The 24,594-nt window shown below is 63.5% G+C and carries 25 protein-coding genes and 1 tRNA gene; 7 read left to right on the top strand and 19 right to left on the bottom strand.

Annotation, left to right across the window (positions count from 1 at the left end; all coding sequences use genetic code 11):
• Positions 1–121: 121 nt before the first annotated feature.
• From P7228_RS08705 to P7228_RS08740, 8 genes are read right to left on the bottom strand one after another with little or no spacing between them, the layout of a single operon-like run.
• Positions 122–586 (bottom strand): GNAT family N-acetyltransferase, encoded by a 465-nt coding sequence (locus tag P7228_RS08705; protein ID WP_347402830.1) that lies wholly within the window; start codon positions 584–586, stop codon positions 122–124.
• Positions 583–1,500: an RDD family protein gene (locus P7228_RS08710; protein ID WP_278014852.1), complete on the bottom strand. Its 918-nt coding sequence runs from the start codon at positions 1,498–1,500 to the stop codon at positions 583–585. Before P7228_RS08710 ends, P7228_RS08705 begins: the two co-directional genes overlap by 4 nt.
• A complete protein-coding gene (locus tag P7228_RS08715) occupies positions 1,497–2,561 on the bottom strand; it encodes a stage II sporulation protein M (RefSeq protein WP_278014853.1) in 1,065 nt (354 codons plus the stop codon). Before P7228_RS08715 ends, P7228_RS08710 begins: the two co-directional genes overlap by 4 nt.
• A complete protein-coding gene (locus P7228_RS08720) occupies positions 2,558–3,901 on the bottom strand; it encodes a DUF58 domain-containing protein (RefSeq protein ID WP_278014854.1) in 1,344 nt (447 codons plus the stop codon). Before P7228_RS08720 ends, P7228_RS08715 begins: the two co-directional genes overlap by 4 nt.
• Before the next feature lie 4 nt (positions 3,902–3,905).
• Positions 3,906–4,880 carry an AAA family ATPase gene (locus P7228_RS08725; protein WP_278014855.1) on the bottom strand — a complete coding sequence of 325 codons (975 nt, stop codon included), beginning with the start codon at positions 4,878–4,880 and terminating at the stop codon, positions 3,906–3,908.
• Entirely contained in the window at positions 4,877–6,148 is a 1,272-nt protein-coding gene (locus P7228_RS08730; protein WP_278014856.1) for a DUF4350 domain-containing protein, read from the bottom strand. The genes P7228_RS08725 and P7228_RS08730 overlap by 4 nt, the downstream gene beginning before the upstream one ends.
• Complete coding sequence (locus P7228_RS08735; protein WP_278014857.1) at positions 6,145–6,843, bottom strand: hypothetical protein; 699 nt, start codon at positions 6,841–6,843, stop codon at positions 6,145–6,147. Before P7228_RS08735 ends, P7228_RS08730 begins: the two co-directional genes overlap by 4 nt.
• Before the next feature lie 51 nt (positions 6,844–6,894).
• Positions 6,895–7,803, bottom strand: coding sequence for a prephenate dehydratase (locus tag P7228_RS08740; protein WP_278014858.1), 909 nt, complete (start codon positions 7,801–7,803; stop codon positions 6,895–6,897).
• A 149-nt stretch (positions 7,804–7,952) separates the two neighbouring features.
• Here P7228_RS08740 and P7228_RS08745 point away from each other — a divergent pair, with 149 nt between their 5' ends.
• Positions 7,953–8,591, top strand: a complete 639-nt coding sequence (locus P7228_RS08745) for a c-type cytochrome (protein ID WP_278014859.1) — start codon at positions 7,953–7,955, stop codon at positions 8,589–8,591.
• A gap of 24 nt (positions 8,592–8,615) precedes the next feature.
• Here the strand turns inward: P7228_RS08745 and P7228_RS08750 are convergent, their stop codons facing one another.
• Entirely contained in the window at positions 8,616–9,281 is a 666-nt protein-coding gene (locus P7228_RS08750) for an RlmE family RNA methyltransferase (protein ID WP_278014860.1), read from the bottom strand.
• Positions 9,278–10,522, bottom strand: a complete 1,245-nt coding sequence (locus P7228_RS08755) for a Ppx/GppA phosphatase family protein (RefSeq protein ID WP_278014861.1) — start codon at positions 10,520–10,522, stop codon at positions 9,278–9,280. The genes P7228_RS08750 and P7228_RS08755 overlap by 4 nt, the downstream gene beginning before the upstream one ends.
• Before the next feature lie 180 nt (positions 10,523–10,702).
• Here P7228_RS08755 and P7228_RS08760 point away from each other — a divergent pair.
• Positions 10,703–10,776 (top strand) — tRNA-Gln (locus P7228_RS08760).
• A 40-nt stretch (positions 10,777–10,816) separates the two neighbouring features.
• Here the strand turns inward: P7228_RS08760 and P7228_RS08765 are convergent.
• Both P7228_RS08765 and P7228_RS08770 read right to left on the bottom strand, forming a co-directional pair.
• The gene (locus P7228_RS08765; protein WP_278014862.1) at positions 10,817–11,566 is read right to left on the bottom strand and encodes a MauE/DoxX family redox-associated membrane protein; all 750 of its coding nucleotides are present in this window, start codon (positions 11,564–11,566) and stop codon (positions 10,817–10,819) included.
• Positions 11,567–11,575: 9 nt separating this feature from the next.
• The gene (locus P7228_RS08770) at positions 11,576–11,848 is read right to left on the bottom strand and encodes a metal-sensitive transcriptional regulator (protein ID WP_278014863.1); all 273 of its coding nucleotides are present in this window, start codon (positions 11,846–11,848) and stop codon (positions 11,576–11,578) included.
• Between the two features lie 70 nt (positions 11,849–11,918).
• On the opposite strand from P7228_RS08770, the gene P7228_RS08775 reads away from it, so the two are divergent.
• Together P7228_RS08775 and P7228_RS08780 are read left to right on the top strand one after the other, a co-directional pair.
• Complete coding sequence (locus tag P7228_RS08775) at positions 11,919–13,637, top strand: copper resistance system multicopper oxidase (protein ID WP_278014864.1); 1,719 nt, start codon at positions 11,919–11,921, stop codon at positions 13,635–13,637.
• A complete protein-coding gene (locus P7228_RS08780) occupies positions 13,634–14,683 on the top strand; it encodes a copper resistance protein B (protein WP_278014865.1) in 1,050 nt (349 codons plus the stop codon). Before P7228_RS08775 ends, P7228_RS08780 begins: the two co-directional genes overlap by 4 nt.
• Before the next feature lie 36 nt (positions 14,684–14,719).
• Here P7228_RS08780 and P7228_RS08785 read toward each other — a convergent pair whose 3' ends face one another.
• The 3 genes from P7228_RS08785 to P7228_RS08795 are packed head-to-tail and all read right to left on the bottom strand — an operon-like array spanning position 14,720 to position 17,923.
• Positions 14,720–15,727 (bottom strand): phosphatase PAP2 family protein, encoded by a 1,008-nt coding sequence (locus P7228_RS08785; protein WP_278014866.1) that lies wholly within the window; start codon positions 15,725–15,727, stop codon positions 14,720–14,722.
• Between the two features lie 29 nt (positions 15,728–15,756).
• Complete coding sequence (locus P7228_RS08790) at positions 15,757–16,842, bottom strand: Rv3169 family protein (protein ID WP_278014867.1); 1,086 nt, start codon at positions 16,840–16,842, stop codon at positions 15,757–15,759.
• A gap of 1 nt (position 16,843) precedes the next feature.
• Positions 16,844–17,923 (bottom strand): phosphotransferase family protein, encoded by a 1,080-nt coding sequence (locus P7228_RS08795; RefSeq protein WP_278014868.1) that lies wholly within the window; start codon positions 17,921–17,923, stop codon positions 16,844–16,846.
• 99 nt (positions 17,924–18,022) lie between these two features.
• Here P7228_RS08795 and P7228_RS08800 point away from each other — a divergent pair, with 99 nt between their 5' ends.
• Positions 18,023–18,907: an LOG family protein gene (locus P7228_RS08800; RefSeq protein ID WP_278014869.1), complete on the top strand. Its 885-nt coding sequence runs from the start codon at positions 18,023–18,025 to the stop codon at positions 18,905–18,907.
• Here P7228_RS08800 and thiD read toward each other — a convergent pair whose 3' ends face one another.
• The 3 genes from thiD to glmM are packed head-to-tail and all read right to left on the bottom strand — an operon-like array spanning position 18,908 to position 21,275.
• Positions 18,908–19,717: a bifunctional hydroxymethylpyrimidine kinase/phosphomethylpyrimidine kinase gene (gene thiD, locus P7228_RS08805; RefSeq protein ID WP_278014870.1), complete on the bottom strand. Its 810-nt coding sequence runs from the start codon at positions 19,715–19,717 to the stop codon at positions 18,908–18,910.
• On the bottom strand, positions 19,714–19,938 hold the full coding sequence (locus P7228_RS08810; RefSeq protein ID WP_278014871.1) for a DUF1272 domain-containing protein: 225 nt from the start codon (positions 19,936–19,938) through the stop codon (positions 19,714–19,716). The genes thiD and P7228_RS08810 overlap by 4 nt, the downstream gene beginning before the upstream one ends.
• The gene (gene glmM / locus P7228_RS08815; protein WP_278014872.1) at positions 19,938–21,275 is read right to left on the bottom strand and encodes a phosphoglucosamine mutase; all 1,338 of its coding nucleotides are present in this window, start codon (positions 21,273–21,275) and stop codon (positions 19,938–19,940) included. Before glmM ends, P7228_RS08810 begins: the two co-directional genes overlap by 1 nt.
• A 110-nt stretch (positions 21,276–21,385) precedes the next feature.
• On the opposite strand from glmM, the gene P7228_RS08820 reads away from it, so the two are divergent.
• Both P7228_RS08820 and P7228_RS08825 read left to right on the top strand, forming a co-directional pair.
• Positions 21,386–22,642, top strand: a complete 1,257-nt coding sequence (locus tag P7228_RS08820; protein WP_278014873.1) for a dicarboxylate/amino acid:cation symporter — start codon at positions 21,386–21,388, stop codon at positions 22,640–22,642.
• Positions 22,643–22,729: 87 nt separating this feature from the next.
• On the top strand, positions 22,730–23,329 hold the full coding sequence (locus tag P7228_RS08825) for a superoxide dismutase (protein ID WP_278014874.1): 600 nt from the start codon (positions 22,730–22,732) through the stop codon (positions 23,327–23,329).
• 64 nt (positions 23,330–23,393) lie between these two features.
• On the opposite strand, the gene P7228_RS08830 is transcribed toward P7228_RS08825, so the two are convergent.
• A complete protein-coding gene (locus P7228_RS08830; RefSeq protein ID WP_278014875.1) occupies positions 23,394–24,587 on the bottom strand; it encodes an AI-2E family transporter in 1,194 nt (397 codons plus the stop codon).
• Positions 24,588–24,594: the final 7 nt, after the last annotated feature.

Below are 24,594 nucleotides of genomic sequence, written 5' to 3' on the forward strand. Positions count from 1 at the left end.
CTCCCCCAATGAGTGAGGCGGCGAGCCTACCATGACGCTACGGAACGCGGAAATTATCCCACCGGATCAGTGGATAACTTTGATCGCGCAACCAGCCTCGAGATGCCCTCAGGTCGGGAAATCACAGATCGATCGACATGAACATGCTGAATACGTCCGACACATAGTCGCCAAACGGGCCGCATTCGCGAAAGCCATGTTTGGCATAGAGACGGGCGGCGGGCTGGAACGGCTCCGGACGGCCGGTCTCAAGCCCCAGCCAGCGATAGCCGCGTCGCCTTGCTTCCTCGATCAGGTGGAGCAGGATGGCTTCTCCTGCGCCCTTGCCGCGATAGCCAGGGGCAGCCCGCATCGATTTGAGCTCGCCGCGTTCGGCATCGAGTTCCTTCAACGCGCCGACTGCTGCCAGGCTTGTGCCGTCCCACGCGGCGAAAAAGGTCACGCCCGGCTCGGCCAGCTTTTCCGGTGGCAGCGCATGGACGGATTCGGGCGGGGACCACTGGTACATCTCGTCCAGGTGCAGGCGTAGTAGGTCCAGGATGGCGGGATCGGTCAGATCGCCGGTCTCCACGCGATAGGCGATCACGAGAACTTGTCCCGCTTGCGCTTGCCGAAACGCATGTCGCCTTCCAGCCGCGCACGCAGTTGTGCGTAATAGGCCTCGAGGAAGGCGCGCTCGTCCCCCGCGCCGGGGTTCCAGCCGATCTTGCGGCAGATGGTGTCGTGCACAGCGACCAGCGCTTCCTGCTGGCCATCGCGCAGGACCCGCTCGAGCGTTTGCAATTCGTGCTCGCCATAGATCGACAGTTCCCGCTCACCGAATTCGTAACATACGCCGGTGAGGTCGCTGGATCCCGTCGCTCCGCCCTGGGTCGAAAGCGTGTCGGCGAGCTTGGCCCTCGGAGCCTCGACCACCCAGGTCCCCGCAATCACGTCGCCTGCCCGCATCGCGTCCTTGTTGAAGAAGGGGAAGGCCATGAACAGGAGGAACCAGGCGAGGCCTGCCAGACCGGCGCTGCCCGCCTCGCCGCTGGGTGCGACCAGCAGGAAAATGAGCGGCATGAACAGTTCGATATCGCGCAGCAGGTTACGCGCGATCACCGCCTCGGCCGTCAGCCGCCCACCGTCGCGGGTCGCGATCCGGATGCCGGTGATCCGCTTGCCCAGCGTTGCGCCGCGCGGCCCGAGTTCGAAGACCAGGAAATAGGCGTAGCGCGCGAGGAAAAGCACGATGATGTAGAGAATGACGAGGAATTCGCCTGCCCCCGTCACATCCTCCTCGACGCCCTCGACAAGCTCGTCCACCAGCCCGCCGAAGATCCAGATCATCAGCAGGTTGAAGACCATGAAACCGAAGAAGAGGATTGTGAAATCGAGCATCAACGCGCCGATCCGCGCCCCGCGCGAGGCGACGGTGATCGGCACGGTCACCCCCTCGGGCGTCACCATCTCGCGGCGGCGCTTGTCGGTCACGACGCTTGTCATGACAGCGCCGCTCATGCGTCACCCCCGCGTTCGACCGGGTGATAGACGAAGAAATAGACGAGCCACAGCACCAGCATCGTGCCGCCTATCATGAAGCGATCTTCCATCCCGCCGATCAACTGGCGGGGAAAGGCCTCGAGCACTGCGGCAATCACCATCATGATGACTACCCCGGTCATTACCATCGCCCCGCGCTTGCCGGCTTCCGATGCGGCGGTGAGGATCGTGCGATCGCCCGGAAATGCCATCGATCTTCCGATGTGAAGGCCCGCGGCACCCGCCAGCATGATGCCGAAGATCTCGGTCGTCCCATGGACCGACAACCAGGCTGCGAATTGCAGTTCGAGCCCCTGTCCCGCGAACAGCCACATCATGGCGCCCAGCACCGCCATGTTGTGGACCATCAGCAGCAGCGAAGGGATGCCGAAGGCAAAGCCGAGTGCGAAGGCCAGGATGGAGACGCCGGCATTGTTGCTGAACAGCGAGGCCGCGAAGGTCGACAGACCTGCTGCGTCCTCCTGTGTCGACAGCGATTCCATCAGTACTTCGCGGCTCGCCCCCGGCACACGCGTGTCGGTAAACTGGGTCGGGACGAGGCGATAGTACCACTCCTGGTCCTGCGCCACGAGCAGCCACCCCACGATCGTTCCCGCCACCATCACGAAGGCCGCGATGCAGATGTCGAGCCAGATCTCGCGGACGGCGCGGCTCCATCCGCCGAGCAGGAAGCTGCGCAGCCATGCAAACAACCCCTGGCGCGGGCCGTAAACCTGGAACCAGGCGCGCTGAACCAGCGATTCGAGATAATCGAGCGTCGCGCGGTCGAGCGATGTTTCGCGCGCCACCGACAGGCTCGATGCCGCGGTGCGATAGAGCGTCGGCAGTTCGAGCAATTCCTGATCGCTCACCCGGCGCAGCGAGCCGCCTTCCATGCGGCGCAGGATGTCTTCCAACCGTCGCCAGTCGCCCTCGCGCTCGAGCCGGAAGCGGTCGGAGCGCAGCGCCGCGCTCTCGATATCCGGGGGCGGAGCAATCTCGCGCCTGCCGAACCAGCTGGAGATAACCGGGGCCTTCATCCGATCGCCTCGCTGCGGCGGATCGCGAAATAGCGGTCGATCAGGCGATAGCCGATCTGATCCCACGGCGCTTCGATCACATCGACGCCGAGGCGGCGCATGCGCTGGAGCACGAGCGCGCGTTGCCGGGCGAGCGTGTCAGCCGTGACACTGCGCGCGAGCGTCGCCAGGTCGGCAGGCTCCGCGGCGGTAAATTCCTCGACCTCCGTATCGGCAATGGTGACGAACAGGACGAGGTGCTTGTCGACCAGCCGACCGACGCTTTCGACCATCAGTTCGGCGGCCGTAGGGTCGGCAAAGTCGGAGAACAGCACAATCAGCGAGCGGCGCTTGAGCCGCGCCGTGAGAGTTGCCAGCGCGAATGTGAAATTGGGTTCGGCCGAATGGTAATCGAGCCCCGCGGCGGCGCTCTGCAACCGGTGAAACGCGCGGGCATCGTTGATGAACGGAGTCACGACCTCGGGCCGCTGAGCGAAGCCGAACAGCGACACCCGGTCGCCGCTCTTGAGCGCGACATAGGCACAGGTGAGGGCTGCTGAAACCGCCCGGTCGATGCGCGGCAGGCCGTCGACCGGCTCGCACATGGCCTGGCCGCAGTCGAAGGCGAAGACGATCTGGTTGTTGCGCTCGCTCTCGTTCTCGCGGGCGTAGAGTCGCGTGTGGCGGGCACTCGCCTTCCAGTCGATCCGGCGGCGGTCCATCCCCGGCTCATATTCGCTCAGCGCCTCGAACTGGGTGCCTTCGCCGCGAATGCGCCGCGCGATGAGGCCGAATTGCGCGTCGCGCAGGAAGGTCTGCAATTCGCTCGACCGCACCGGCGAAAGGTCGGGCCAGATTCGGATCTCTTCGGTCTGCTCGCGCTCGACCTGCCTCGCGCCAAGCCCGAGCGGGCCGGTCCAGCGTAGCCAGGCGTGGGTAATTGCGGCGGTGCCGCGTCTAGTGGGCTGGGCGTGATGGATGCCGCGATAGCCTTGCGCCTCTGGATCGGCGCGCAAGGTAAATTCTGCTCGCCCGCCCTGGTCCAGCCGCGGATCGAATTCGAGTGCGCCATCGATTCGGGTCGGGACGCCCGAAGCGAACTGGCAACGCAGGGTCAGTGGAGTCGGTTCGCCGACCTCGGTGTCGGCAGGTGCGGCAAGCTCCCACACCGCGAGCTTGCCCGCCAGCAACCCGTCGAGCACCACCACGAGCAGCAATGCCAGCGCGGCGGCTGGCGCGACGATCCAGGCCTGCGGCGCGCTCGCTGCAATTACCAGCGCGATCGGCGCCGCGGCTGCGGCGATCCATGCAGTACGCTGGGTCGGGACAACCGGCAGGGCAGGGAGGCGCGGAAGTCGCATGTGGTCAGCGCGGCGCCTCGGTGCTTTCGACCAGTTCGGCGACCAGTGCCTCGAGGTCCCGGCCCTCGATTTCGGCTGCAGGGCTGAGAGTCAGGCGGTGGCGCAGGGTCGGCACGGCGAGCGCCTTCACGTCGTCCGGGATCACGTAGTCGCGCCCGTCGAGCGCGGCGCGAGCGCGGGCGGCATTGGCCAGCAGCACGGCGGCACGGGGGCTTGCCCCGACGCTGAGCTCGGCATGCTTTCGAGTACCGCGCACGAGCCTAACCACGTAGGAGACGATTTCCTCGGCCACCGTCACCTGTCCGATGGCGGCGCTTGCGGCAGCAAGGCGGGTCGTGTCGGCGACCGCGCTAACGCCGAGGTCGGCGGGACGCGGCGGCCCCTGGCGCTGGCCATAGCGCTTGACGATCTCAGCCTCTTCGCTTTCCTCGGGGTAGGGGACCAGCAGCTTGAATAGGAACCGGTCGAGCTGCGCTTCTGGCAGCGGGTAAACGCCCTGGTTCTCGATCGGGTTCTGCGTTGCCACCACCATGAACCGGTCCGACAGCGTGTGGGTCTCGCCGTCGAGCGTCAACCGCCTCTCCTGCATGGCTTCGAGCAGCGCAGCCTGGGTCTTGGGCGGGGTGCGGTTGATCTCGTCGGCCAGCAGCAATTCGCAGAAAATCGGCCCGCGTGTGAGCGTGAACTGGCTGGTCTGGAAATTGAACAGGTTGGAGCCGAGAATATCGCCCGGCAGCAGGTCGGGGGTAAACTGGATGCGTCCGAAATCGAGCCCCAGCGCGGTGGCGAAACTCTGCGCGAGGAAGGTCTTGGCGGTGCCCGGCGGACCTTCGAGCAGCACGTGCCCTTCGCTCACCATCGCGATCAGCAGCAGATCGACCATCGCGTCTTGCCCGATGATCGCCTTGTCGACCTCGCTCCGGATCGCGCCCGCCAGCTCGCGCAATTCGGCCAGCGACATGGTTGCGGCATCGCTCATTGGATCAGTTTCCTCTCAAGCTCGTGAAGCGCCTCGGCGGCGCGCAGGATTTCGGATGGGCGGCGGGCCTTACGGAGCGCGGCCGCCCGATTGGTAAAGGGCTCGTCCTGGGGCAGGCGATGGGCCAGCGCCTGGTCGATCATGCCGTGGTCGGGCTTGACCAGCCCCAGCCTCGCCTGCAGCCGCCGCGCCATCAGTGCAACGTAGGGCGTAGTCAGCAGCCCGAACCGCCTGCCGCGCAGGATCAAGCCGGCACCATTGGCGATCAGACGCTGCTTGCCGAAAGCGATCGCCGGGCCTTCCGCTCGCGCCGGCCCGAACCGCATGAAGGCGCGCCAGGCGATCACCAGCAAGGCAAGGATCATGCACAGGGTCGCGGCCAGGAATGGCGGAGTGAAGGCGAGGGTCAGCAGGTTGGCTTCGCCACCGAAACCGTTGAGCGTCAGGTCGAAAGTGACGCTCTTGTTATCCTGATGGCGGACATAGTCGATGATCGCGGTCGCCAGTTGCGCATTGGCCGCCTCGGCCAGTCCGTAATTGTTCAACAGGTCCGGTTCGACCACGAAGAGCGCCCAATGCGCATTCTCGTAATAGTCGCTTCCTTCTTCGCCGAGGACGCTCAGTGCGAGCACGTGTCCGGCCGCATCGCTGACGAGCGGCTCGTGCACGTTCGAGCTCTCGGCATAGACCAACGAGCCGCTCGGGAGCTTGCCGCGTAAGCCCATGCCTTCCCATTGCCGGCCGTCGCCTGCCTCGAGCGTTTCGCCCGTAGAGGTGAAGCCGTAAGGCGAGGGAAGATCCTTCGTCCAGTCGCCTGCTTGCGCTCCATTGAGCCGGACCCAGCCGTCCTTGATCTCGACGTCCATCTGCTCGCGCACCTTCTTGGGCAGCCGCTTGGGGATCTGCGAGGCGTACCATTTCGGCAGGATCACGATGGTGGGGCCGTAATCCTCGCGTTTCTCGAGCAATTCGGCGAGTTCTTCGGCATCGAAATAGCTGGGCGGGGTCAGTACGAGGAGGCCGTAGGTATCGAGCCCCGAAGGGGAGCGCGAGACATTGACGTCGTAGCCCTCGAGTTCGAGCAGCTTGGCGAAACCGGAAAACCCGTTGAGCCCGTTCGAGGCAGCATGCGCGCGGCCATCGTTGCCGCCCTTGCCGGTGTCGCCCGCACCGATGAAATAGAGCATCGCGATAAAGGCGATTGCTCCGAACAGCACCAGGCCCAACACGGTGCGAATGCTGAAGGGCGAGGAGCGACGCGCGTTCATCCGCGCACCCGGTCAAGCTGGCGGTGGCCGATCTTCGCGAGCGCAAAGTCGGCATAGGCGGCCCGCGCCGCTTCCCAATCCGACCGTTCGAGGCGGCGCAGGGCAAAGAGGCTGCGCTCGACCCGTGCGGCGATTACCCCGAACGCGCTGCGCGCGGCCTCGGGAAGAGGTTCGAGCGTGGCCAGTTCGCGCGCCGTGCTCGATGGTTCGACCCAGTCGGGCCGTGCGCTGGCGATCTGCCCGACGCTGCGCTTGAGCAGAAGGTGCGTCGCCTCGTCGAAGCGGCCCTCGGCAGCGAGCCGGTCGGCGTCCTCGAGCAGGGTGAGGCTTTCCTGCTGGTCCGGGCGCCATTCCTCGATCTCATCCTCGCTCTCGCCGTTTCGCGACAGCCCCAGGGTGGGGCCGAAAGTGCGGTAGAGCATGTAGAGTATGAGCGCGACCGCGAGCGCCAGCAGCATCCATTGGAGTACTGGCCAACTGCGCGCGATGAACCCGCCAAGCGGCCCGATGACTTCGCCCAGCCATTCGAGGAACTTCTGGAACCAGCCGGGCGGTTCGGGCGGAACCTCGGGAATATTGACCGGCTCGAACTGGATATCCTCGTCGGCCCGCAGCTTGCGCCAAGCGGACGACCCTTCGGCCCCCGAAGTGGCCGCGGTCTCCCCCGCTGTCGCAATCGCCGATCCCGTCGTCATTCGGCGCTGGTGGTGGCATGCAAGCGCTGCGTGTGCAACAGCGCCGCGCGCTCAATCAACCGCTTGGTCGCCGCGTTTGCGGCCCTGGCGATAAGTGCCGAGCAAGCGCAATTCCTTGCTGTGGAAGGCAAGTTCTTCGAGCGCACGATCGACCCGCGGGTCGCCCGGGGCACCGATGATGTCGGCATAGAACATGGTTGCCGCAAAACTGGCGCCCTTCTGGTAGCTTTCGAGCTTGGTCATGTTGACGCCGTTCGTCGCGAACCCGCCCATGGCCTTGTAGAGTGCCGCCGGGATGTTCTTCACCTCGAAGATGAAAGTCGTGATGGTGCTCTCGCCGTCGAAGGATGCGGGATCGTTGGCGTCCCTGGCCAGGATCACGAAACGGGTCATGTTGTCGGGCGAATCCTGCACATGCTCTTCGACGATCTTGAGACCGTAGAGTTCGGCCGCAATCGGGGGCGAGATCGCGGCGAGCGCCGGATCGCCCTTCTCCGCGACATAGGCGGCGGCGCCCGCCGTATCGGCATAACTCATCGGCACGATGCCCCGCTCGCGCAGGAAGTGTCGCGACTGGCCGAGCGCCTGCGGATGGCTGTAGGCGGCCTCGAACGGCCCGTCGCCCAGCCCCATCAATGCATGGTCGATCGGCATGAAATGCTCGCCGACGATCGACAGCCCGCTTTCGGGCAGCAGGAAGTGGATGTCGGCCACGCGCCCGTGCTGCGAATTCTCGATTGGGATGATCGCGCTCCCCGCCTTGCCGGTCTTCACCGCCTCGAGCGCGTCGGCGAAGCTGAAACAGGGCAGGGGCAGGCAGTCGGGGCAGGCCTCCATTGCAGCGCGGTGCGAGTTGGCACCGGGCGAGCCCTGGAACGCGATCGCGCGGGCGGGTTCGGCGGCGGCCGATTCGCGCATGGTCTCGACCATTGCTTCGGCAGGGGCGGGAAAGCTGTGCATCAAGGCGCTGCTAGAGGCGCGCGAGGGAGGCCGCAAGCCCAGTTGCGTAGCTTGCAACGGATGATGCTACCATCGCCCTTGCACCTTGCGCCTCTCGCGACTAGAGCCTCGCGCAATTGCGCAACACAACTCGCGGACTACATCTGACCATGCAAGATCGCTTCAACACTATCGCCGGCTGGGTGCTGTTTTCCGGCATCGTCGCGCTGGGCGCCTCGATCCTCAGCGGGAAGTATTTCCATGCCGATAGCCATGAAGGTCCGGAAACCCCGGGCTTCTTCATCGAGGGCGTCGAAGAAGGCGGTGGCGGCGATGCTGGCCCGGATCTCGGTACGCTGCTGGCGAGCGGCGACGCGGTCGCAGGCGAGAAGGTGTTTGCCAAGTGCACGGCTTGCCACACCATCAACCAGGGTGGCGCCAATGGCATCGGTCCCAACCTGTTCGGGGTGATGGGCACTCCGATCGGTTCGCATGTTCCCGGTTTCGCCTATAGCTCGGCACTGGCCGACCACGGTGGCAACTGGTCGTGGGAGAACATGGACGAATGGCTGAAGAGCCCCAAGGGGTTCGCCAGCGGCACCAAGATGAGCTTCGCCGGTCTCGGCAAGGCGGAAGACCGCGCCAACCTGATGCTCTACATGGAAACCATGGGCGGTGCCCCGGCCAAGCCTGAACCGGCTGCGGTTGAAGAACCCGCCGCCGAAGGCGAGCCGGTCGATGCCGAAGCCAGCGCCGAAGCGCAGCTGGAAGTCCAGGAAGAGGCGGAAGCCGCAGCCGAGGCCGAATAAGCCTGAGCAAATACCCAGGGGCAGTTAGTCCCGCCCCTTGAATTTCTGCGCAATCACGTACCATTCGGAAGAGCCCTTGCGGCTCGCCGGTGGCTTGGCGTGTTTGACGCTGGCGAAGTTCTGCTTGAGCAGGGTCAGCAATTCCTGGTCGGTCCCGCCCGCCAGTACCTTGGCGACGAAGGCTCCGCCCTTCTCGAGATTCTCGATCGCAAACCACGCGGCCGCTTCGACCAGGCCCATGGTGCGAAGGTGATCGGTCTGCTTGTGGCCCACTGTGTTCGCCGCCATGTCCGAAATTACCAGATCGGGCGGGCCGTCGAGAGCTCCTTCGAGCGCCGCAGGCGCGGCATCGTCCATGAAATCCATCTCGAAGATCGTCACCCCTTCGATGGGATCGGTTGGCAGCAGGTCGATTCCCACGATCGCGGCCTTGGGCGCGACCTTGCGCACCACCTGGCTCCACCCGCCCGGGGCAATGCCGAGGTCGACCACCCGCCTGACGCCGCGGAGCAGGTCGAATTTCTCGTCGAGCTCGAGCAGCTTGTAGGCCGCGCGGCTGCGGTAGCCCTCGGCCTTGGCCTGCCTGACGTAGGGATCGTTGAGCTGCCGCTCGAGCCAGCGGGTCGAGGATGCGGTGCGCCGCTTGGCAGTCTTGACCCGCTTGTCCGGATTGCGCCCCGAGCGGCTCACTTCGCCGCCCTGTCGCCGGTCCCGGATTCAGGGCGCTGAAGTTCGGATGCCATCAGGCTGCGCAGGATGCCTTCGCGGATACCGCGGTCGGCCACGCCCAGCTTGTCGGCGGGCCAGATGTCGAGGATCGATTCGAGGATAGCGCATCCGGCGACCACCAGTTCGGACCGGTCCTGGCCGATGCAGGGCAGTTCCCCGCGTTCCGATTGCGACATGCCCGATAGGCGCGCGCTGATTCCGCGCATCGCTTCGCTGGGCACGATCAGGCCGTCGACCGCCTTGCGGTCGTATTGCGGCAGTTCGAGGTGGAGGCTGGCGAGTGTGGTTACCGTGCCGCTGGTGCCGAGCAGGCGAATATCATCGGATTTCGCTGCCGCCGCGATCCGTTCTGCAAAGGGGGCGAAGCTCTCGCCAACCACCTGCCGCATCCTGGCATAGCGCTCTGCGCGTGCACCGGCATCGCCCTCACTGCGCCCGACGGTATCGGTCAGCGAGACCACTCCCCAGGGTACGCTCAGCCAGTCGAGGATGCGCGGCACCCGGCCACCGGGTTCGAGCAGCACAAGCTCGGTCGAGCCGCCACCGATGTCGAAGATGACCGCGGGGCCCTTACCCTGTTCGAGCAGGATATGGCAGCCGAGCACTGCCAGCCGGGCCTCCTCCTCCGCGCTGATGATGTCGAGCGCGATGCCCGTTTCCTGGCGGACACGTTCGATGAACTGGGGGCCGTTGGCGGCACGGCGGCACGCCTCGGTCGCGACCGAGCGCGCGAGGTAGACGTTGCGGCGCCGCAGCTTCTCCGCGCAGATCGACAGCGCGCCGAGCGTGCGTTCCATCGCCGCGTCGGACAGCTTGCCGGTCCTGGCCAGATCCTCGCCCAGTTTCACTACCCGGCTGAAGGCATCGATGACGGTGAACCCGTCGCCCGAGGGGCGGGCGATCAGCAGCCGGCAGTTGTTGGTGCCGAGGTCGAGCGCGGCATAGGCCTGGCGCGGGTGCGGGCCGCCCGTCTTGCGAATGGGCTGCCGCGCAACCGGCGTGCGGGCCGATTCGCGGTGTTTCGTGCGCTGCGGTCGATCTTTTGGCGAAGAATCGCGTACTTCGGCCCGATCTTGTGCGGGCCCTCGGTTCTTGCCGGGCTGCGAGGAACGTTTGTAGCGAAAATCGGCTACCTTGCCGGACCTGCCGTTCCTTCTTCCGCCAGCCCTCCTGTTGGCGTCCGGCGGAGAATAATCCGCCATAATCAGTACTTTCTTTTCCTCTCGTACCCAAGCGGCACGAGGACTTGGGAGCGATGCTAGCCAATTGCGGTGATCGGGGCAAGTTGGGGGCGCGATTGGGCGAGAGCGGCCTTGACCTGCGGCGCGCGCGAAACTAGATGCACGCCTCGCTCGCAGGTGGCGCTGCCCCCGCGATGCTGTTGCCCCGTCGTCTAATGGTAAGACTACGGACTCTGACTCCGTCAATTGAGGTTCGAATCCTCACGGGGCATCCAAACCGCACTCGTCTTATTGAAAATTGGGCTCGCGTGGCCCCTACATCAGTGCGGGCTTGATCAGCATCCAGACCGCCATGCCGATCATGAACAGGTTCTCGGTCAGTGAAACGAAGCCGAGCGGCACATTGCTGTCGCCGCCGACGCAGGCGCATTTGAGTTCGCGCCGGTCGATATAGACCGCCTTGAACACGCTCGCTGCGCCGACCGAACCGATGAACAGCGCAACCGGGATCGAGATCCAGTCGAGCCAGTGCGCAGTCATCAGAACGCCCGCAAGACCTTCGGCAAAGGGATAGATATAGGCGTAAGGCACCCAGCGCCGCGCCAGCAGGTCGTAATTGAGGAACATCGTCGAGAAGCTCTCGACATCGCGCAGCTTGAGATAGGCGAGCGCGCACATGGAAAAGCTGACAAACCATTCGGCAGCAAGGATCGAAACGGCCTGTCCGGTCGCAACGAAGCCCGCAGCCAGCGCCATCAGCAGCGTCATTGCGAACAGCGCGATCACCGGGCGATAGGTCGTCTCGCCCTTGGCGAGCAGCTTGCGGCCGAAGTGACGGCGCAGGTCGGTATAGCCGCCGATACGCTCCCCATCGATCCAAGCCTGCGGCGTGGTTTCAACGCCATGCTCGGCCTTGAAGGCATCGGTCTCCGCGCGTGAGGTGAGCGGGTGGTCTTCGACCTTGAAACCCTCGCGCTCGAGCAGCCACTTGGCCTTGAGACCGGAGGGGCACAGGTGATCGGGCATCACCATGCGATACAGGGTGGCGGTCTTGGTAGTGGTCATGGTCGAGCCTTACTTGCGGGTGCGTTCGAGCAGGTCGACGAGTTCCTCGAACTTCTGCTTCTGCTCGGCCTCGTCGCCACTGGCGATCGCTTCATGGACGCAGCAGGCGGCGTGGTCCTTGAGCACCTGGCTTTCGACCTTGGCCAGGGCAGAGCGGATCGCCTGGATCTGGTGGAGAATATCGATGCAATAGCGATCGTCCTCTATCATCTGCGCGACGCCGCGCACCTGCCCGGCAATGCGGTTGAGGCGCCTGATCTTGGCGGCGGATTGTTCGCCCATCGGAGAAAGTCCTTTTAAATACCCTGGGGGGGTATATATAGGCGCGCGACGATTCATTCAAGAAGGCCCTATGTCCAGCCCAAAACTGAACCTGTCCCGCCGCCGCCTCATCACTAGCACCGTCGGCCTTGCCGCAGCGAGCGCGTTGCCGCTCCCGGCCTGGGCCAAGGGTGGCTCGCTCACCCACGCGCGGCGGGGTTTCGGCGAGCTTTCAGGCGAAGACATCCGCCTGACAATTGCCGATCATCATTTCGGCACTGGCGGACGGTCGGGCCATGCGATTGCGGTCAACGGTACGGTTCCCGGCCCGATGATCCGGCTGCGCGAAGGTCAGGACGTGCGGCTGCATGTCACCAACAATCTCGGCGAAGATTCCTCGGTCCACTGGCACGGGCTGCTGCTGCCATTCCAGTTCGACGGTGTGCCAGGCGTGAGCTTCCCGGGAATCAAGCCGGGTGAGACCTTCACCTATGAATTCCCGATCCGGCAGAGCGGCACCTATTGGTGGCACTCGCATTCGGGCCTGCAGGAGCAGGCTGGCCACTATGGCCCGATCGTGATCGAGAGCGCCGAGCCCGATCCGCGCTACGACCGCGATTACGTCGTGCTGCTGAGCGAATTCACCCCGCTGCATCCGCACGAGATCGCGCGCAAGCTCAAGGTCGGCGAGCACTACTTCAACCGCCAGATGCAGACCGCAACCGAGGGCGAGATGTCGGGAGAAATGCGCCGCATGTGGGGCGCCATGCGGATGAATCCGCGCGATATCTCCGACGTGACCGGCGCGACCTATACCTACCTCATCAATGGCCACGGGCCGGCGGACAATCTCCAGCTGGCCTTCAAGCCGGGTGAGCGGGTGCGCCTGCGCATCATCAACGGCAGCGCGATGACCTTCTTCAACCTGCGGATTCCCGGCGTACCGATGACGGTGATCGAGGCCGACGGCCAGCCGGTCGACGATGTGGTGGTCGACGAATTCCAGATCGGGACTGCCGAAACCTATGACGTGATCGTCACCCCGCCCGAAGGCAGCCATGCCCTAGTAGCCGAAGCGATGGATCGCAGCGGGATGGGCGTTGCCAGCCTCACCTCGCATGCCGGCCACATCGCCACCCCGCCGCCGCTGCGCGAGCCGGTGACGCTGAGCATGACCGACATGGGCATGATGGACCACGCCGCGATGGGCCACGACGACATGGCGGCATCGGGCGGCATGGATCACAGCATGCGCGACACGTCGAAGTTGCCGGGCGACGTCAAGGTCGGCCCCGGCGTCGACATGGTCGCACCCATGCCGATGGACCGGATGGACTTCCCCGGCCTGGGGCTCGACCAGGTCAAGCACCGCGTGCTGCGCTACACCGACCTCAAGGCCAAGCGGATGAATCCGCACCGCGAGATAGAGCGCGAGATGGAGATCCATCTCACCGGCAACATGGAACGCTACATGTGGAGCTTCGACGGCAGGAAATTCTCCGCCGTCACGGACGATCCGATCCGTTTCGGCTTCGACGAGCGCGTCCGGGTCAAGCTGGTCAACGACACGATGATGGCCCACCCGATCCACCTGCACGGCCACTTCTTCGAACTGGTCAACGGCGCCGATCACATGCACCAGCCGCTCAAGCACACGGTGATCGTGCAGCCCGGTGGAACCGTGACCTTCGACCTGACCGCCAACGAGCCGGGCGACTGGGCCTTCCACTGCCACCTGCTCTACCACATGCACGCGGGCATGATGCAGGTGGTGACCGTGCGGCCCTTCCCCGTTGGGGGAGAAGCATGATGCGCGCCCTGCTGCTCGCTTCCGCTTCGCTGCTGGCCGTGCCCGCCGCGGCACAAGACCATTCTGGCCACCAGATGCCGGCCAATGCGCCGGCGATGGACCACTGCGCCATGGGGCACCTACCGCCTGAGCAATGTCCGCCAAAGGAAGAGGCTGCTCCGGCATCCGAACCGATGGACCATTCGCAAATGGACCACTCGCAGCACGGCGCGATGAAAGAAGCGGGCGATACCGGCGCGATGGACCATTCGCAGCACGCCATGCCCATGGTCGATAAGTCCGCTTCCGGCGCAGCGCCGGAAGATGCGATCCCACCGCGCGCCTTCGAAGGGCCGCAGCACGCCGCCGATGCGATCTGGGGCGCCGAAGCCATGGCCGCTGCCCGCGCTGAAAACCACCGCATGCACGGCGCCATGCCCACCGGCATGATCATGCTCGAACGGCTTGAGGCGCGCATCCCCGCCGAAGGTGGGGACGAGGGATTTCTGTGGGACGCGCAGGCCTGGTACGGCGGTGATCTCGTCCGCTTCGTGCTCAAGAGCGAAGGCGAAGGTGAATTCTCGGGCGAAGTCGAAGATGCCGAGGTGCAGGCGCTCTATAGCCGCGCGATCGGCCCCTTCTTCGACCTGCAGGCGGGCGTCCGCCTCGATCTCAAACCTGAAACCCGTAGTCATTTCGTTATCGGTGTGCAGGGGCTGGCGCCCTACATGTTCCATGTCGATGCAGCGGCCTTCCTGTCCGATCGCGGCGATTTGACCGCGCGGATCGAGGGCGAATACGACCAAAAGATCACACAGCAGCTGATCCTCCAGCCTCGTATCGAACTGGAAGCCAGCCTGCAGGACATCCCCGAACGCGAAATCGGTGGGGGCCTGACCAAGATCGAGTCCGGACTGCGTTTGCGTTACGAAATCGTGCCCGAGTTCGCGCCCTATATCGGCGTGGAGTATGAGGCCAAGCTTGGTGAGACGGCGGACATCGCGCGCGCCAACGGCGAAGACCCTGACGGTATCAAGCTGCTCTTAGGATTGCGCGCCTGGTTCTGACCGGGGGCTGCGCTTCAGGCGCCGTCGAGCAATCCCTTAATTCCTATTCTGCCCGTTCGTTGCCCGCTCTGGGTGACGGCCTACGTGATCGACCAATTTACCTGTGGCAACCCAGATGGCTCCTGTAGCAAGCGCCGCGACAATTCCATCTACGGCATAATGCCATCCGAGGTGAAACGAACCCAAGAAGATTATCAGGGCATAGAGCCAAGCGAAAACTTGGTAGCTAGGCTTCCAGTCTCTCAACACCAAGGCGAAGATAGTCGCGATGGAAACATGCATGGACGGCATTGCGGAGATTCCGGCACCTATTCCAGAATCCGGATCCAAGAGATAGGAAAAGCCAAGAATTGCCCAGTCAGCACCTTTTTCTTCAAGAGTTGTCAGTAGGGGAGTGAATGTCTCGGCGCCGTAAAATTCCTTGTAAAAGCATGGCCCCACAGATGAGGCCAGTAAAGCCATCGCACCACCAAGAAATATCCAGCAAAGCTGGACAGTGATTACGACCCTGAGTTGCAACATACGATTTGTGTTGACTGTAGCGAATACGTAAAGGGCAACTTGGAAAAAGTGCCAGCCAACATAAATCTGATCAAGTAGTCGTGTAAGACCCGTACCAATAATTGCGTGGCTAATCCGCCAGGCATCCTGACCGAAGAAGAGAATCCTATCCATCTTGAGAAAAACTGGATCGGCGTAGAACGGGACCAATTCGGGAATGATCACCTTTATTCTCATGACCATGTCCACGGTCTGGGCAAGCGAGAAACCGCTTACGAGGCAGGCGATCAGCCACGGCCAGCGGTCTTTGATATCCGTAAGAATCTGCTTGGTAGGTTCTGGATGACGGGAAAAAACCAACCACAGCGGGCGGCAGATTACGATCAGCACGAAGGTGTAGAATGCGAAAACAATAAAAGGGGGAAAGTCGTATTCATTGGTATTCGTTGGGAGGATGGATGCAATTGCGCTTATCAGCCCCGTCAGAATGATGGGTACCGAGTAAGGGTAAAGGCTGGCTGCCTTTCCGCGAAAATCGGACATGTGCCGCAACCCTATCCTATCCTTTTATCCTAGCCAGCACCGAGCATTCCCTTAAGCCCGAGCGGCGAGAACGGCCCGAGGATGAGCTGTTCGAATACGCCGATACCATCGCGTTCGCCGCCGCGCACCTGCACGGGAATCTGCACGTGGAGGTTTTCGAGTGCCAGCGGGTCGAGGTCGTCCAGGTCGAGATCCTCCCGCTCGACCTTCAGCGCGCCGTGGTGCATCCCGTGACCCCAGACCGGGTGCGTGTAGCCGAGCCCGCGCATCTGGAACCTGCCGAGCGGCTCGAACGTGACTTGCTCGGGCCCACCCGGCAGGGCCAGCGACAGCGTCCCGCCCGAAGGCCAGCGCGTTCCCGACGACAACCGCGTGCGCATGCTGCCTTCGCCTTCGGCCAACTGGCTTGCACTCGCCCCGTCGGGCGCCCAGGCGGCGCGGGTGTTCCACGGTTCGCCATGGGCATCATTGTTGACGTGGAAGAACAGGCTGCCGTCGTCGAAATTCACCGGGATCCATTGCCAGAAGAAGCTTGGCACAGGCGCGCCAGGGATCGGCTGCGGGTCGCGCGCACCGATGGGCCTGATCCCCCAGCTGCGGTCGCGCGTCCCCGCGGTACCTTCGGCCAGATCGACCTTCTCGCCATCCAGTGAAATCCATCCCTCGTAGTGACCGTTCTGGGTCATCCGGGTGTAATCCATGAAGGCACGCGCGCCCTGGCGATGCATAAAGCGTGGCTCCTCGATCGGAAAGGAGCGGCCGGTAAAGGTGATGTCGGCGACGATACCCTCGCTTTGCTCGACCACCAGCCGTAGCCGGTTAAGTGGCTCGAGCACTTCGATCGATATCGGGCCGCAGCGCAGCGCCATCCGCTCCATGCCTAACTCGATGCTCGCATGGAGGCTGAATTGCGAGCCGCCGCGGATGAAGCTGAAATGGGCGTCTGCGATATCGAGTTGCGGATAGACGCCGAAGGCCGCAGCGAAGAACCCGCTGCCGTCGGGCGCGTAGCCGTTGAAGAAATAGCGATCGTAGAAATTGCGATCGGTGCCGGCGAAGGCGATCGGCTCCGGCGTCTGGTGCAGCGGGTAGTCGTCTCCCCTGGTCAGGACCATCTCAAGCTCTCTCCTTCAAGGCGCCGATGCTGTCATGTTCGAGCGCCAGCGCGCAAGCCCCCCGCGCCATCGACAGGAAATTGGCGTCGCCGCGTTCGGTGCGCTCGACGAAGGCCGCGCTGAACACCGCCGTCGAGAGGCCATGCAGCGCGCCGATGCGGTAATCGTCCCAAATGGCATCACGGGTCAGCGGGACGCCGCGTGCGGTCATATCCTCGCAATAGAGGTCGAGCAGTTCGTTCTCGTGACCCCTGCGTAACCCGTCGCCGATGCCGCAGCCGAGAAAATACCCGATATCGGTCATGGCATTTCCGGCAGTGACAGTTTGCCAATCGAGGATGGCGATGGGTTCGGCACCGCCGCGAATGTCGAACAGCATGTTGTCGAGACGGAAATCGCCATGGACAAGGCATTGCGGCGGCTGGTTGCGCTCGAACCAGATCGCGCCGCATTCGGCCAATAATTCGCAGATCTGCATGTATTGGGATTCGAGAGCCTCGGCATAGCGCTCACGCCACACCGCCTGCGCTTGCGGGTAGAGCGCGGCAATGCGGACACCGATATCGGGCGGCGGCTTGTGCCACTCGGCCTCGATAATCTCCGTCCTGCCCCAGCTTGGCGCGTGGGTCGCGGCCGCCTGGCGGATGGCATGGCGGGCATCGGCGATTCCGCAGCTATCGAGTTGGTTGCCTCCACGCGCGGGCCCAAGGTCCTCGAACAGCAGGATGAATTCCTCACCGTCTTTGCTCAGGTGCGAGGCGAAGACTTGCGGTACGCGCACGTCGAGCAGGGGTGCGGCGGCGCCGTAGAACATCACCTCCTTGCGGTAGAGGCCGAACATCGCCGCCGTCGCGCGGCTGGTGGCATCGGCAGCGGTGAACTTGGCCGCGACCGTTTGCGGACCGTCGCTCTCGCTGGCGTAGGTGATGGTGAAGCGGGCGCTGTCGCCGACCTGCCCGGTGCCGATGGCTTGCCAAGTCAGTGCAGCGATCTTTCCTCGGGTGAGCGCTCCTGACGCGCGCAGGGCTTCTTCCACCCATGCGGGCGTGATTTCGTCCGGCCGTGTCGGAAATTCGGCCAAGCCTCTCCCCTCTCCGGCTGGACCATATGGCGGCAGCCAGCCGCTCGCAACGATCAAGACATCTTGCCGATGCCAGCGCCGCGCCCTAGGGCCGGAGCAATGGATAAGAAGCATTCGGATCGCGATCTGACCGATCGCAAGTTTTACGCCGCCAGCCAGGAAGCCGCCTTTCACGACGCTGGACCGCACGAAACTCCCCAGACGCAGCACCCGGCCTATCGTCTGGCCTTCCGCGACACCGATTTCATGCTGCGCGACGAGCTGCGCCCGGTGCGATTCCAGCTAGAACTGCTCAAGCCCGAGATGCTGCTCGATGAAGCGCGCGTGGGCTCGACGCTCGTGGTGTATGGATCGGCGCGCATTCCTTCGCCCGAAGAGGCTGAGGCGAGGCTCGAAGCATCGAAGAATGACAGCGAGTACGACCAACTCGTCGCAAAGAACCTCGCCGCCAAGGCGAAGTATTACGAGGAAGCCTACAAGCTGGCCAAGCTGGCGAGCGAGAAATCAATCGTCGAGGACGGCAAGCGCCAGTTCGTCGTTTGCTCGGGCGGCGGCCCTTCGATCATGGAAGCGGCCAATCGGGGCGCATCGGATGCCGGGGCGGAGTCGATCGGCCTCAATATAATCCTGCCGCACGAACAGGCTCCCAATGCCTATGTCACGCCCTATCTCTCGCTCAATTTCCACTACTTCGCGCTACGCAAGATGCATTTCCTGTTACGCGCACGTGCAGTGGCGGTATTTCCGGGCGGGTTCGGAACCTTCGACGAGTTCTTCGAGCTACTGACGCTGATCCAGACCGGCAAGATGAAGCCGATCCCTATCCTGCTGTTCGGCAAGGATTTCTGGAGCCGGGTCGTCAATTTCGAGGCGATTGCGGAGGAAGGGACTATTTCGAAGCGCGATCTCGAATTGTTCCGCTGGTGTGAAACGGCCGAGGATGCCTGGTGTCACATCGCCGAATTCTACGACCTCGATTGCTGATCACAGCTTCCTGACGGCTTGATGGCCGAGCGGCCCGTTGCCCTCGCCAAAACCGGGTGCAAGTTCGATCGCGCGATAGACGAATTGCCGGGCCAATCGCACCGCGTGCTCCATCGGTTGCCCGTGACCGAGCATGGTGGCGATGGCACTCGACAGGGTGCAGCCGGTTCCGTGAGTATGGGGGGTGTCGATCCGAGCATGGTCGAAAGCGACCGCGCGCTCACCATTAGGGCCCAGGAGCGTGTCGATCACCCGGTTATCCTCGGTATGGCCGCCCTTCGCGAGGACGTAGCAGCCGTGCTTTTCGGCCATTTCCAGCGCGGCTTCGCGCATCAATTCGACCGTGCGCAAATTGCGGCCGGCAAGGTGCTCGAGTTCGGGCAGATTGGGGGTAATGATGGTAGCGCGCCCAAACAGCATGTCGCGCAGCATCGCCACGGTATCGGGAGCGATCAGCGCGGCGCCCGAGGTGGCGATCATGACCGGATCGAGCACGACGGGAACGGCAGGATCGATCTTCTCCAGGGCAAGCGCGACGTTGCTCACGATCTCACTGTCGTGGAGCATTCCGATCTTGATCGCATCGACACCGATATCCCCGACGCAGGAGGCGATCTGCGTCGCGACGAATTCGCCTGACATCGGCGCGATTGCCTGCACCCCGATGCTGTTCTGTGCGGTGGCGGCCGTGATCGCTGTCATCGCGTAACCACCCAGCATGGTGATGGTCTTGATATCGGCCTGGATCCCGGCACCGCCCGAACTGTCGGAGCCGGCGATCGAGAGAATGCGGGGCGGCGCTTTGGTCACCCCTGGAATTTCCGCTCGGTCGAAGGCGGATATTTCTCATGCAGCTTCTTCGCCCGGGTCGGACGGTCCATCAATTCACCGCCGCAATTGGGGCACACATCATCGAGCTCTTCGGCGCAGGTGACGCAGAAGGTGCATTCGAAGCTGCAAATGAAGGCGCCAGGCGTCTCCGCAGGGAGATCGGTTCCGCAACGCTCGCAGTCGGGGCGCATTTCAAGCATCAGGCTGCCTCCTCCACTGCCTTGCAAATGCGGTCGACCACCGCTTTGACCTGCGCCTCGTCGTCCCCTTCGGCCATTACGCGTATGACCGGTTCGGTGCCCGACGGGCGGATAACGAGCCGACCCTTGCCTTCCAGTTCAGCTTCCGCATCGGCGATGACGCGCTGGACATTGCCGTCCTCGAGCGGCTTTCCGCCGGAGTAGCGGACATTCTTGAGCAGTTGCGGGACCGGATCGAACAGGTGGAGCATTTCGCTTGCCGGCTGGCCCGAGCGAACCAGGCTGGCGAGTACGCGCATTGAGGCAACCGTACCGTCGCCGGTCGTCGCATGATCGAGCAGGATCATGTGCCCCGACTGCTCGCCGCCGAGGTTGAAGCCGCCTTCCTTCATGCGCTCCAAAACGTAACGGTCGCCAACCTTGGTGCGTTCGAGCGTCAGCCCCTGGCTCTGCAGATAGCGTTCGAGCCCTAGGTTCGACATCACCGTGGCGACCACTCCGCCGCCACGCAGCGAACCCTTTTCCGCCATGCGGGTAGCGATCAGCGCCATCAATTGGTCGCCATCGACCTTCTGGCCCTTCTCATCGACGACGATCAGGCGATCGGCATCCCCATCGAGTGCAATCCCGATATGAGCGCCTTCCTCGACGACCTTGGCCTGTAGCGCCTCGATCGAAGTGGAACCGACCTTGTCGTTGATGTTGGTGCCGTTGGGGGTGACGCCGATCGTCACCACTTCGGCACCAAGCTCCCAGATCGCGGAAGGGGCCACTTGGTAGGCGGCGCCGTTCGCGCAGTCGACCACCACCTTGAGATCGTCGAATCGGGTGTCATCCGATACCGACTGCTTGACTGCGTGGATGTAGCGGCCGCGGGCATCGTCAATGCGGCGAGCCCGACCGATCCTGGTTGCGTCGGCCAGACGCGGTTCCTGTTCGAGCAGCGCCTCGATAGCCAGTTCGTCTTCATCCGACAGCTTGAAGCCGTCGGGTCCGAACAGCTTGATCCCGTTGTCCTCATAGGGATTGTGGCTGGCGGAGATCATCACGCCCAGGTCGGCGCGCATTTCGCGGGTGAGGAGTGCGATAGCGGGCGTGGGCAGCGGACCGGTCATGATCACGTCCATGCCGACGCTGGTAAATCCGGCCACCAGCGCGCTCTCCATCATGTAACCCGAGAGTCGTGTATCCTTGCCGATCACGACGCGGTGGCGGTGGTCGCCGCGAACAAAATGCGCGCCAGCCGCCTGCCCCACACGCATGGCCATCGCGGCGGTCATCACATCCTGATTGGTGCGGCCCCTAATTCCGTCGGTGCCGAAAAACTTGCGTACCATCGCTTCAATGCGTCCCTTGTCGATCGAGCGGCGGGCATGGTTGGGACCCGCCAGATTGCCAGTCGCTTCTGGCGCGGTTATCGCCCGAAGGGAAGGGGAGGGGGACAGTTTTGACAAGTCAGCCTGCAGAGCGTTTCGAACTGGTCACCATCCGCCTGCCGGTGGTGTGGACATTCCTCGGCCTCGTGGCGGGGTTGGCGCTCGGTGCTTTGCTGGGACAGACCGCATTCATCGATCGGATCCTGGTGGTGTCAGAGCCGATCGGGACGCTGTGGCTGCGTGCGCTCCAGATGACGATCATTCCGCTGGTCGCCAGCCTGCTCGTGCTCGGTATCGCCCAGATGGTGGGTGCGGCGCGGGCAGGCGCGGCGGCGCGGCGGTTTGTCACCCTGGTGTTCATTATCCTCATCGCGAGCGGGTTGACGACCGCGGTCCTCATGCCGCTGCTGCTCGAAGTCTTTCCGATCCCCACATCTGCAGTAGGGTTCCTTTCCGAAGTGCCCGAGGGCGAACAGCAATTGCCGGGCCTTGGCGATTTCGTGACCTCGCTCGTGGCCTCCAATGTGATCGCGGCGGCGGCGGACACGGCGATGCTACCGCTGACGATCTTCTTCGCCGTCCTGGCAATCGCAATCACGCGGCTGCCGGAGGGGCAGCGTGCGAGTCTGCTCGGCCTGTTCCACGCGCTCGGCAATGCAATGCTCATCATCATCGGCTGGGTGTTGTGGGTGGCGCCGATCGGCGTTTTCGCGCTTGCCCTTGGGGTGGCTGCTCGCAGCGGAGGCGGCGCATTCGCCGCATTGGCCCACTACATCCTGGTGGTTTCCGCGATGGGCCTGGTCGTCCTGTTCGGCGCCTATCTGGTGGCGTTCTTCGTCGGCAGGAAATCGCCATTGGCATTCGCGCAGGCCATGATTCCGGCCCAGGCCGTCGCGCTTTCGACCCAGAGCTCGTTGGCGAGCTTGCCGGCCATGCTCGACAGCTCGAATCGTCTCGGGCTGCGGCAGAGCACGTCGGAATTCGTGTTACCGCTGGCTGTGGCGGTGTTCCGGGCAACCAGTCCGGCAATGAACATGGCGGTAGCCGTCTATGTCGCGCATCTTGCAGGCGTGACACTCAACCCGATGCTGCTCGCAGCAGGGATCGCGGTCGCCTTCATCATCTCGATCGGTTCGGTCAGCCTGCCGGGCTCGATCAGCTTCGTGATCTCGGTGGGGCCGATTGCGCTGGCGATGGGCGTTCCCATCGAACCCCTCGCGCTGCTGGTTGCGGTCGAGATGTTGCCCGACATCATGCGCACGCTGGGCAATGTCACGATGAACGTGGCGGTGGCGAGCGCCGTTGATCGTGTGGGCCCCGCAGACTAGCGCTGATTTCGCATAAGAATTGCAACCAATCCCCTGTCCGAGCGTTCTAGCCTAGGACGTTCAATCACTGCACTTAATGGAGCAATCATGGCTTTCGAACTGATGCCTCTCCCCTATTCCGACGATGCGCTCGATCCGGCGGTTTCGGCGGAAACCCTCTCGTTTCATCATGGCAAGCACCACCAGGCCTATATCGACAAGACCAATGCGGCGGTGGACGGCGACCAATCGCTGGAAGAGGTTATCGCGGGTGCGCGAGGTTCGAACCAGGGGCTATTCAACAACTCGGCGCAGAGCTGGAATCACGGATTCTATTGGCACTCCATGGCCGCAGACGGCGGCTCGCCTTCGGACGAACTCAAGGCGATGATCGACGACGCTTTCGGCTCGTTGGATGAATTGAAGCAGCAACTGAAGGATCGTGGCGCGGGCCACTTCGCCAGTGGCTGGGTCTGGCTGGCCGAAAAGGACGGCAAGCTTTCGATCGAGGAAACCCACGATGGCGACACGCTGGCCGACAGCGACTTCAACCCGCTGCTGACGATCGATGTATGGGAGCACGCCTATTACCTCGACCACCAGAACAAGCGCCCCGCCTACCTCGAAGCGGTGATCGATCACAAGCTCAACTGGAAGTTCGCATCAGAGAACCTCGCGCGCGGAACCACCTGGGAATATCCGTGCTGAGGTAAAGCGTTTCGGCAATTCGAGAGGCCCGCTCACCAATCCGTTGGGGCGGGCCTTTCTTTTTCTATTCCGCGCCCTGGCGCGAACGCTCCTGATCTTCGCTACCAAGCCCCAGTAAGTCGGTCTTGAATAACGGCTCACCAAAAATGAACCCGATCAGGTTCGGCTTGCCGACATGGTCGAAGAATGCGGTCAGGGTCAGCAGGATCGGCACCGAAAGCAGGGCGCCGAACACCCCCCACACCCACGAGAAATAGCTCAGGGCGATGAGGATCAGGACGGGATTCATCGTGAAACGCGCGCCCAGGATTGAAGGTGTGACGATGTTCGATTCGACGGTATGCAGGCCGACGTAGGCGATTGCGGGCAGCAGCCCGATGAATAGCGTTTCCGCCGTTCCGATGCCGAACAGGGCCAGCAAGGCCGTCATCGCCAGGGGGCCGATGTAGGGCACGAAATTGAGAATCGCCGCAAGGCCTCCCCACATGAGCGGGGCCTCGACCCCCATCAACCAAGCTCCAGTGGCAACGATAATGCCGACCCCGGCGTTGATCCAGGCAACCGTCAGAATATAGGCGGCGACACGGTCCTGAACCTCGCGCATCACCCGCGCCGCCTTCACCGAAGATCCGATATTGGCGCGATCGAGCAGCAGGTGACGCCGCAGGCGGACGCGCGCCTCGATCATGAAGAAGGTCATCAGGATCGTCAGCAGCGTCTCGATCAGTACAGTCGGTGTGGCGATGGCGAGCTGTTCGAGCATGCTGGGGCTCGCAAGGACGACTTCCCGCCCTTCGGTAGGGCCAATGATCTCCGACAGTTCGCGGTTGGCTGCACCGAGCCAGGCGAACCGGTCGCGCAATTCGGCAAATCTCTCCCCGATCGTCGCCATCATCCGCGGAAGCTGCTCGAAAAGTGCGGTCGCAGGCTGGAGCACCAGCCCGAGCGCGAGCAGGACGATCGCGAGAAACACAATCAGGGAACCGAGGGAGGCCAAGACATTCGGCAGCCCGAGCCGCGCGAGGCGATCGGCAAGCGGGGACAGAAGGATCGTCAGGATGAGCGCGGTGACGAGCGGCAGGAAAACGACCGACCCGATCGACAGGACGAAGGGTAGCGCGAGGAACAGGCCAATGCCGATAAGCATGACCAGAACCGAGATCAGCCGCAGTTCCTGCTCGGCAAAGGCCATGCGCTTGCTGCCGCCGACCGATCCGGGCTGCAACTGCTGCTGTGAGGATCGCTTTTCGCTCGTCATCGACGGT

Origin of the sequence: Altererythrobacter sp. CAU 1644, assembly GCF_029623755.1 — a bacterium.
Taxonomy (GTDB): Bacteria; Pseudomonadota; Alphaproteobacteria; order Sphingomonadales; family Sphingomonadaceae; genus Erythrobacter; species Erythrobacter arenosus.

Excerpts from the sequence above, each read along its gene's own strand:
- P7228_RS08710 (WP_278014852.1), bottom strand. The coding sequence starts at position 1,500 with ATGAGCGGCGCTGTCATGACAAGCGTCGTGACCGACAAGCGCCGCCGC.
- P7228_RS08725 (WP_278014855.1), bottom strand. The coding sequence starts at position 4,880 with ATGAGCGATGCCGCAACCATGTCGCTGGCCGAATTGCGCGAGCTGGCG.
- P7228_RS08735 (WP_278014857.1), bottom strand. The coding sequence starts at position 6,843 with ATGACGACGGGATCGGCGATTGCGACAGCGGGGGAGACCGCGGCCACT.
- glmM (WP_278014872.1), bottom strand. The coding sequence starts at position 21,275 with ATGGTACGCAAGTTTTTCGGCACCGACGGAATTAGGGGCCGCACCAAT.
- P7228_RS08810 (WP_278014871.1), bottom strand. The coding sequence starts at position 19,938 with ATGCTTGAAATGCGCCCCGACTGCGAGCGTTGCGGAACCGATCTCCCT.
- P7228_RS08715 (WP_278014853.1), bottom strand. The coding sequence starts at position 2,561 with ATGAAGGCCCCGGTTATCTCCAGCTGGTTCGGCAGGCGCGAGATTGCT.
- P7228_RS08775 (WP_278014864.1), top strand. The coding sequence starts at position 11,919 with ATGTCCAGCCCAAAACTGAACCTGTCCCGCCGCCGCCTCATCACTAGC.
- P7228_RS08770 (WP_278014863.1), bottom strand. The coding sequence starts at position 11,848 with ATGGGCGAACAATCCGCCGCCAAGATCAGGCGCCTCAACCGCATTGCC.
- P7228_RS08830 (WP_278014875.1), bottom strand. The coding sequence starts at position 24,587 with ATGACGAGCGAAAAGCGATCCTCACAGCAGCAGTTGCAGCCCGGATCG.
- P7228_RS08780 (WP_278014865.1), top strand. The coding sequence starts at position 13,634 with ATGATGCGCGCCCTGCTGCTCGCTTCCGCTTCGCTGCTGGCCGTGCCC.
- P7228_RS08765 (WP_278014862.1), bottom strand. The coding sequence starts at position 11,566 with ATGACCACTACCAAGACCGCCACCCTGTATCGCATGGTGATGCCCGAT.
- P7228_RS08745 (WP_278014859.1), top strand. The coding sequence starts at position 7,953 with ATGCAAGATCGCTTCAACACTATCGCCGGCTGGGTGCTGTTTTCCGGC.
- P7228_RS08785 (WP_278014866.1), bottom strand. The coding sequence starts at position 15,727 with ATGTCCGATTTTCGCGGAAAGGCAGCCAGCCTTTACCCTTACTCGGTA.
- P7228_RS08755 (WP_278014861.1), bottom strand. The coding sequence starts at position 10,522 with ATGGCGGATTATTCTCCGCCGGACGCCAACAGGAGGGCTGGCGGAAGA.
- P7228_RS08740 (WP_278014858.1), bottom strand. The coding sequence starts at position 7,803 with ATGCACAGCTTTCCCGCCCCTGCCGAAGCAATGGTCGAGACCATGCGC.
- P7228_RS08720 (WP_278014854.1), bottom strand. The coding sequence starts at position 3,901 with ATGCGACTTCCGCGCCTCCCTGCCCTGCCGGTTGTCCCGACCCAGCGT.
- P7228_RS08730 (WP_278014856.1), bottom strand. The coding sequence starts at position 6,148 with ATGAACGCGCGTCGCTCCTCGCCCTTCAGCATTCGCACCGTGTTGGGC.
- P7228_RS08800 (WP_278014869.1), top strand. The coding sequence starts at position 18,023 with ATGGATAAGAAGCATTCGGATCGCGATCTGACCGATCGCAAGTTTTAC.
- P7228_RS08790 (WP_278014867.1), bottom strand. The coding sequence starts at position 16,842 with ATGGTCCTGACCAGGGGAGACGACTACCCGCTGCACCAGACGCCGGAG.
- P7228_RS08825 (WP_278014874.1), top strand. The coding sequence starts at position 22,730 with ATGGCTTTCGAACTGATGCCTCTCCCCTATTCCGACGATGCGCTCGAT.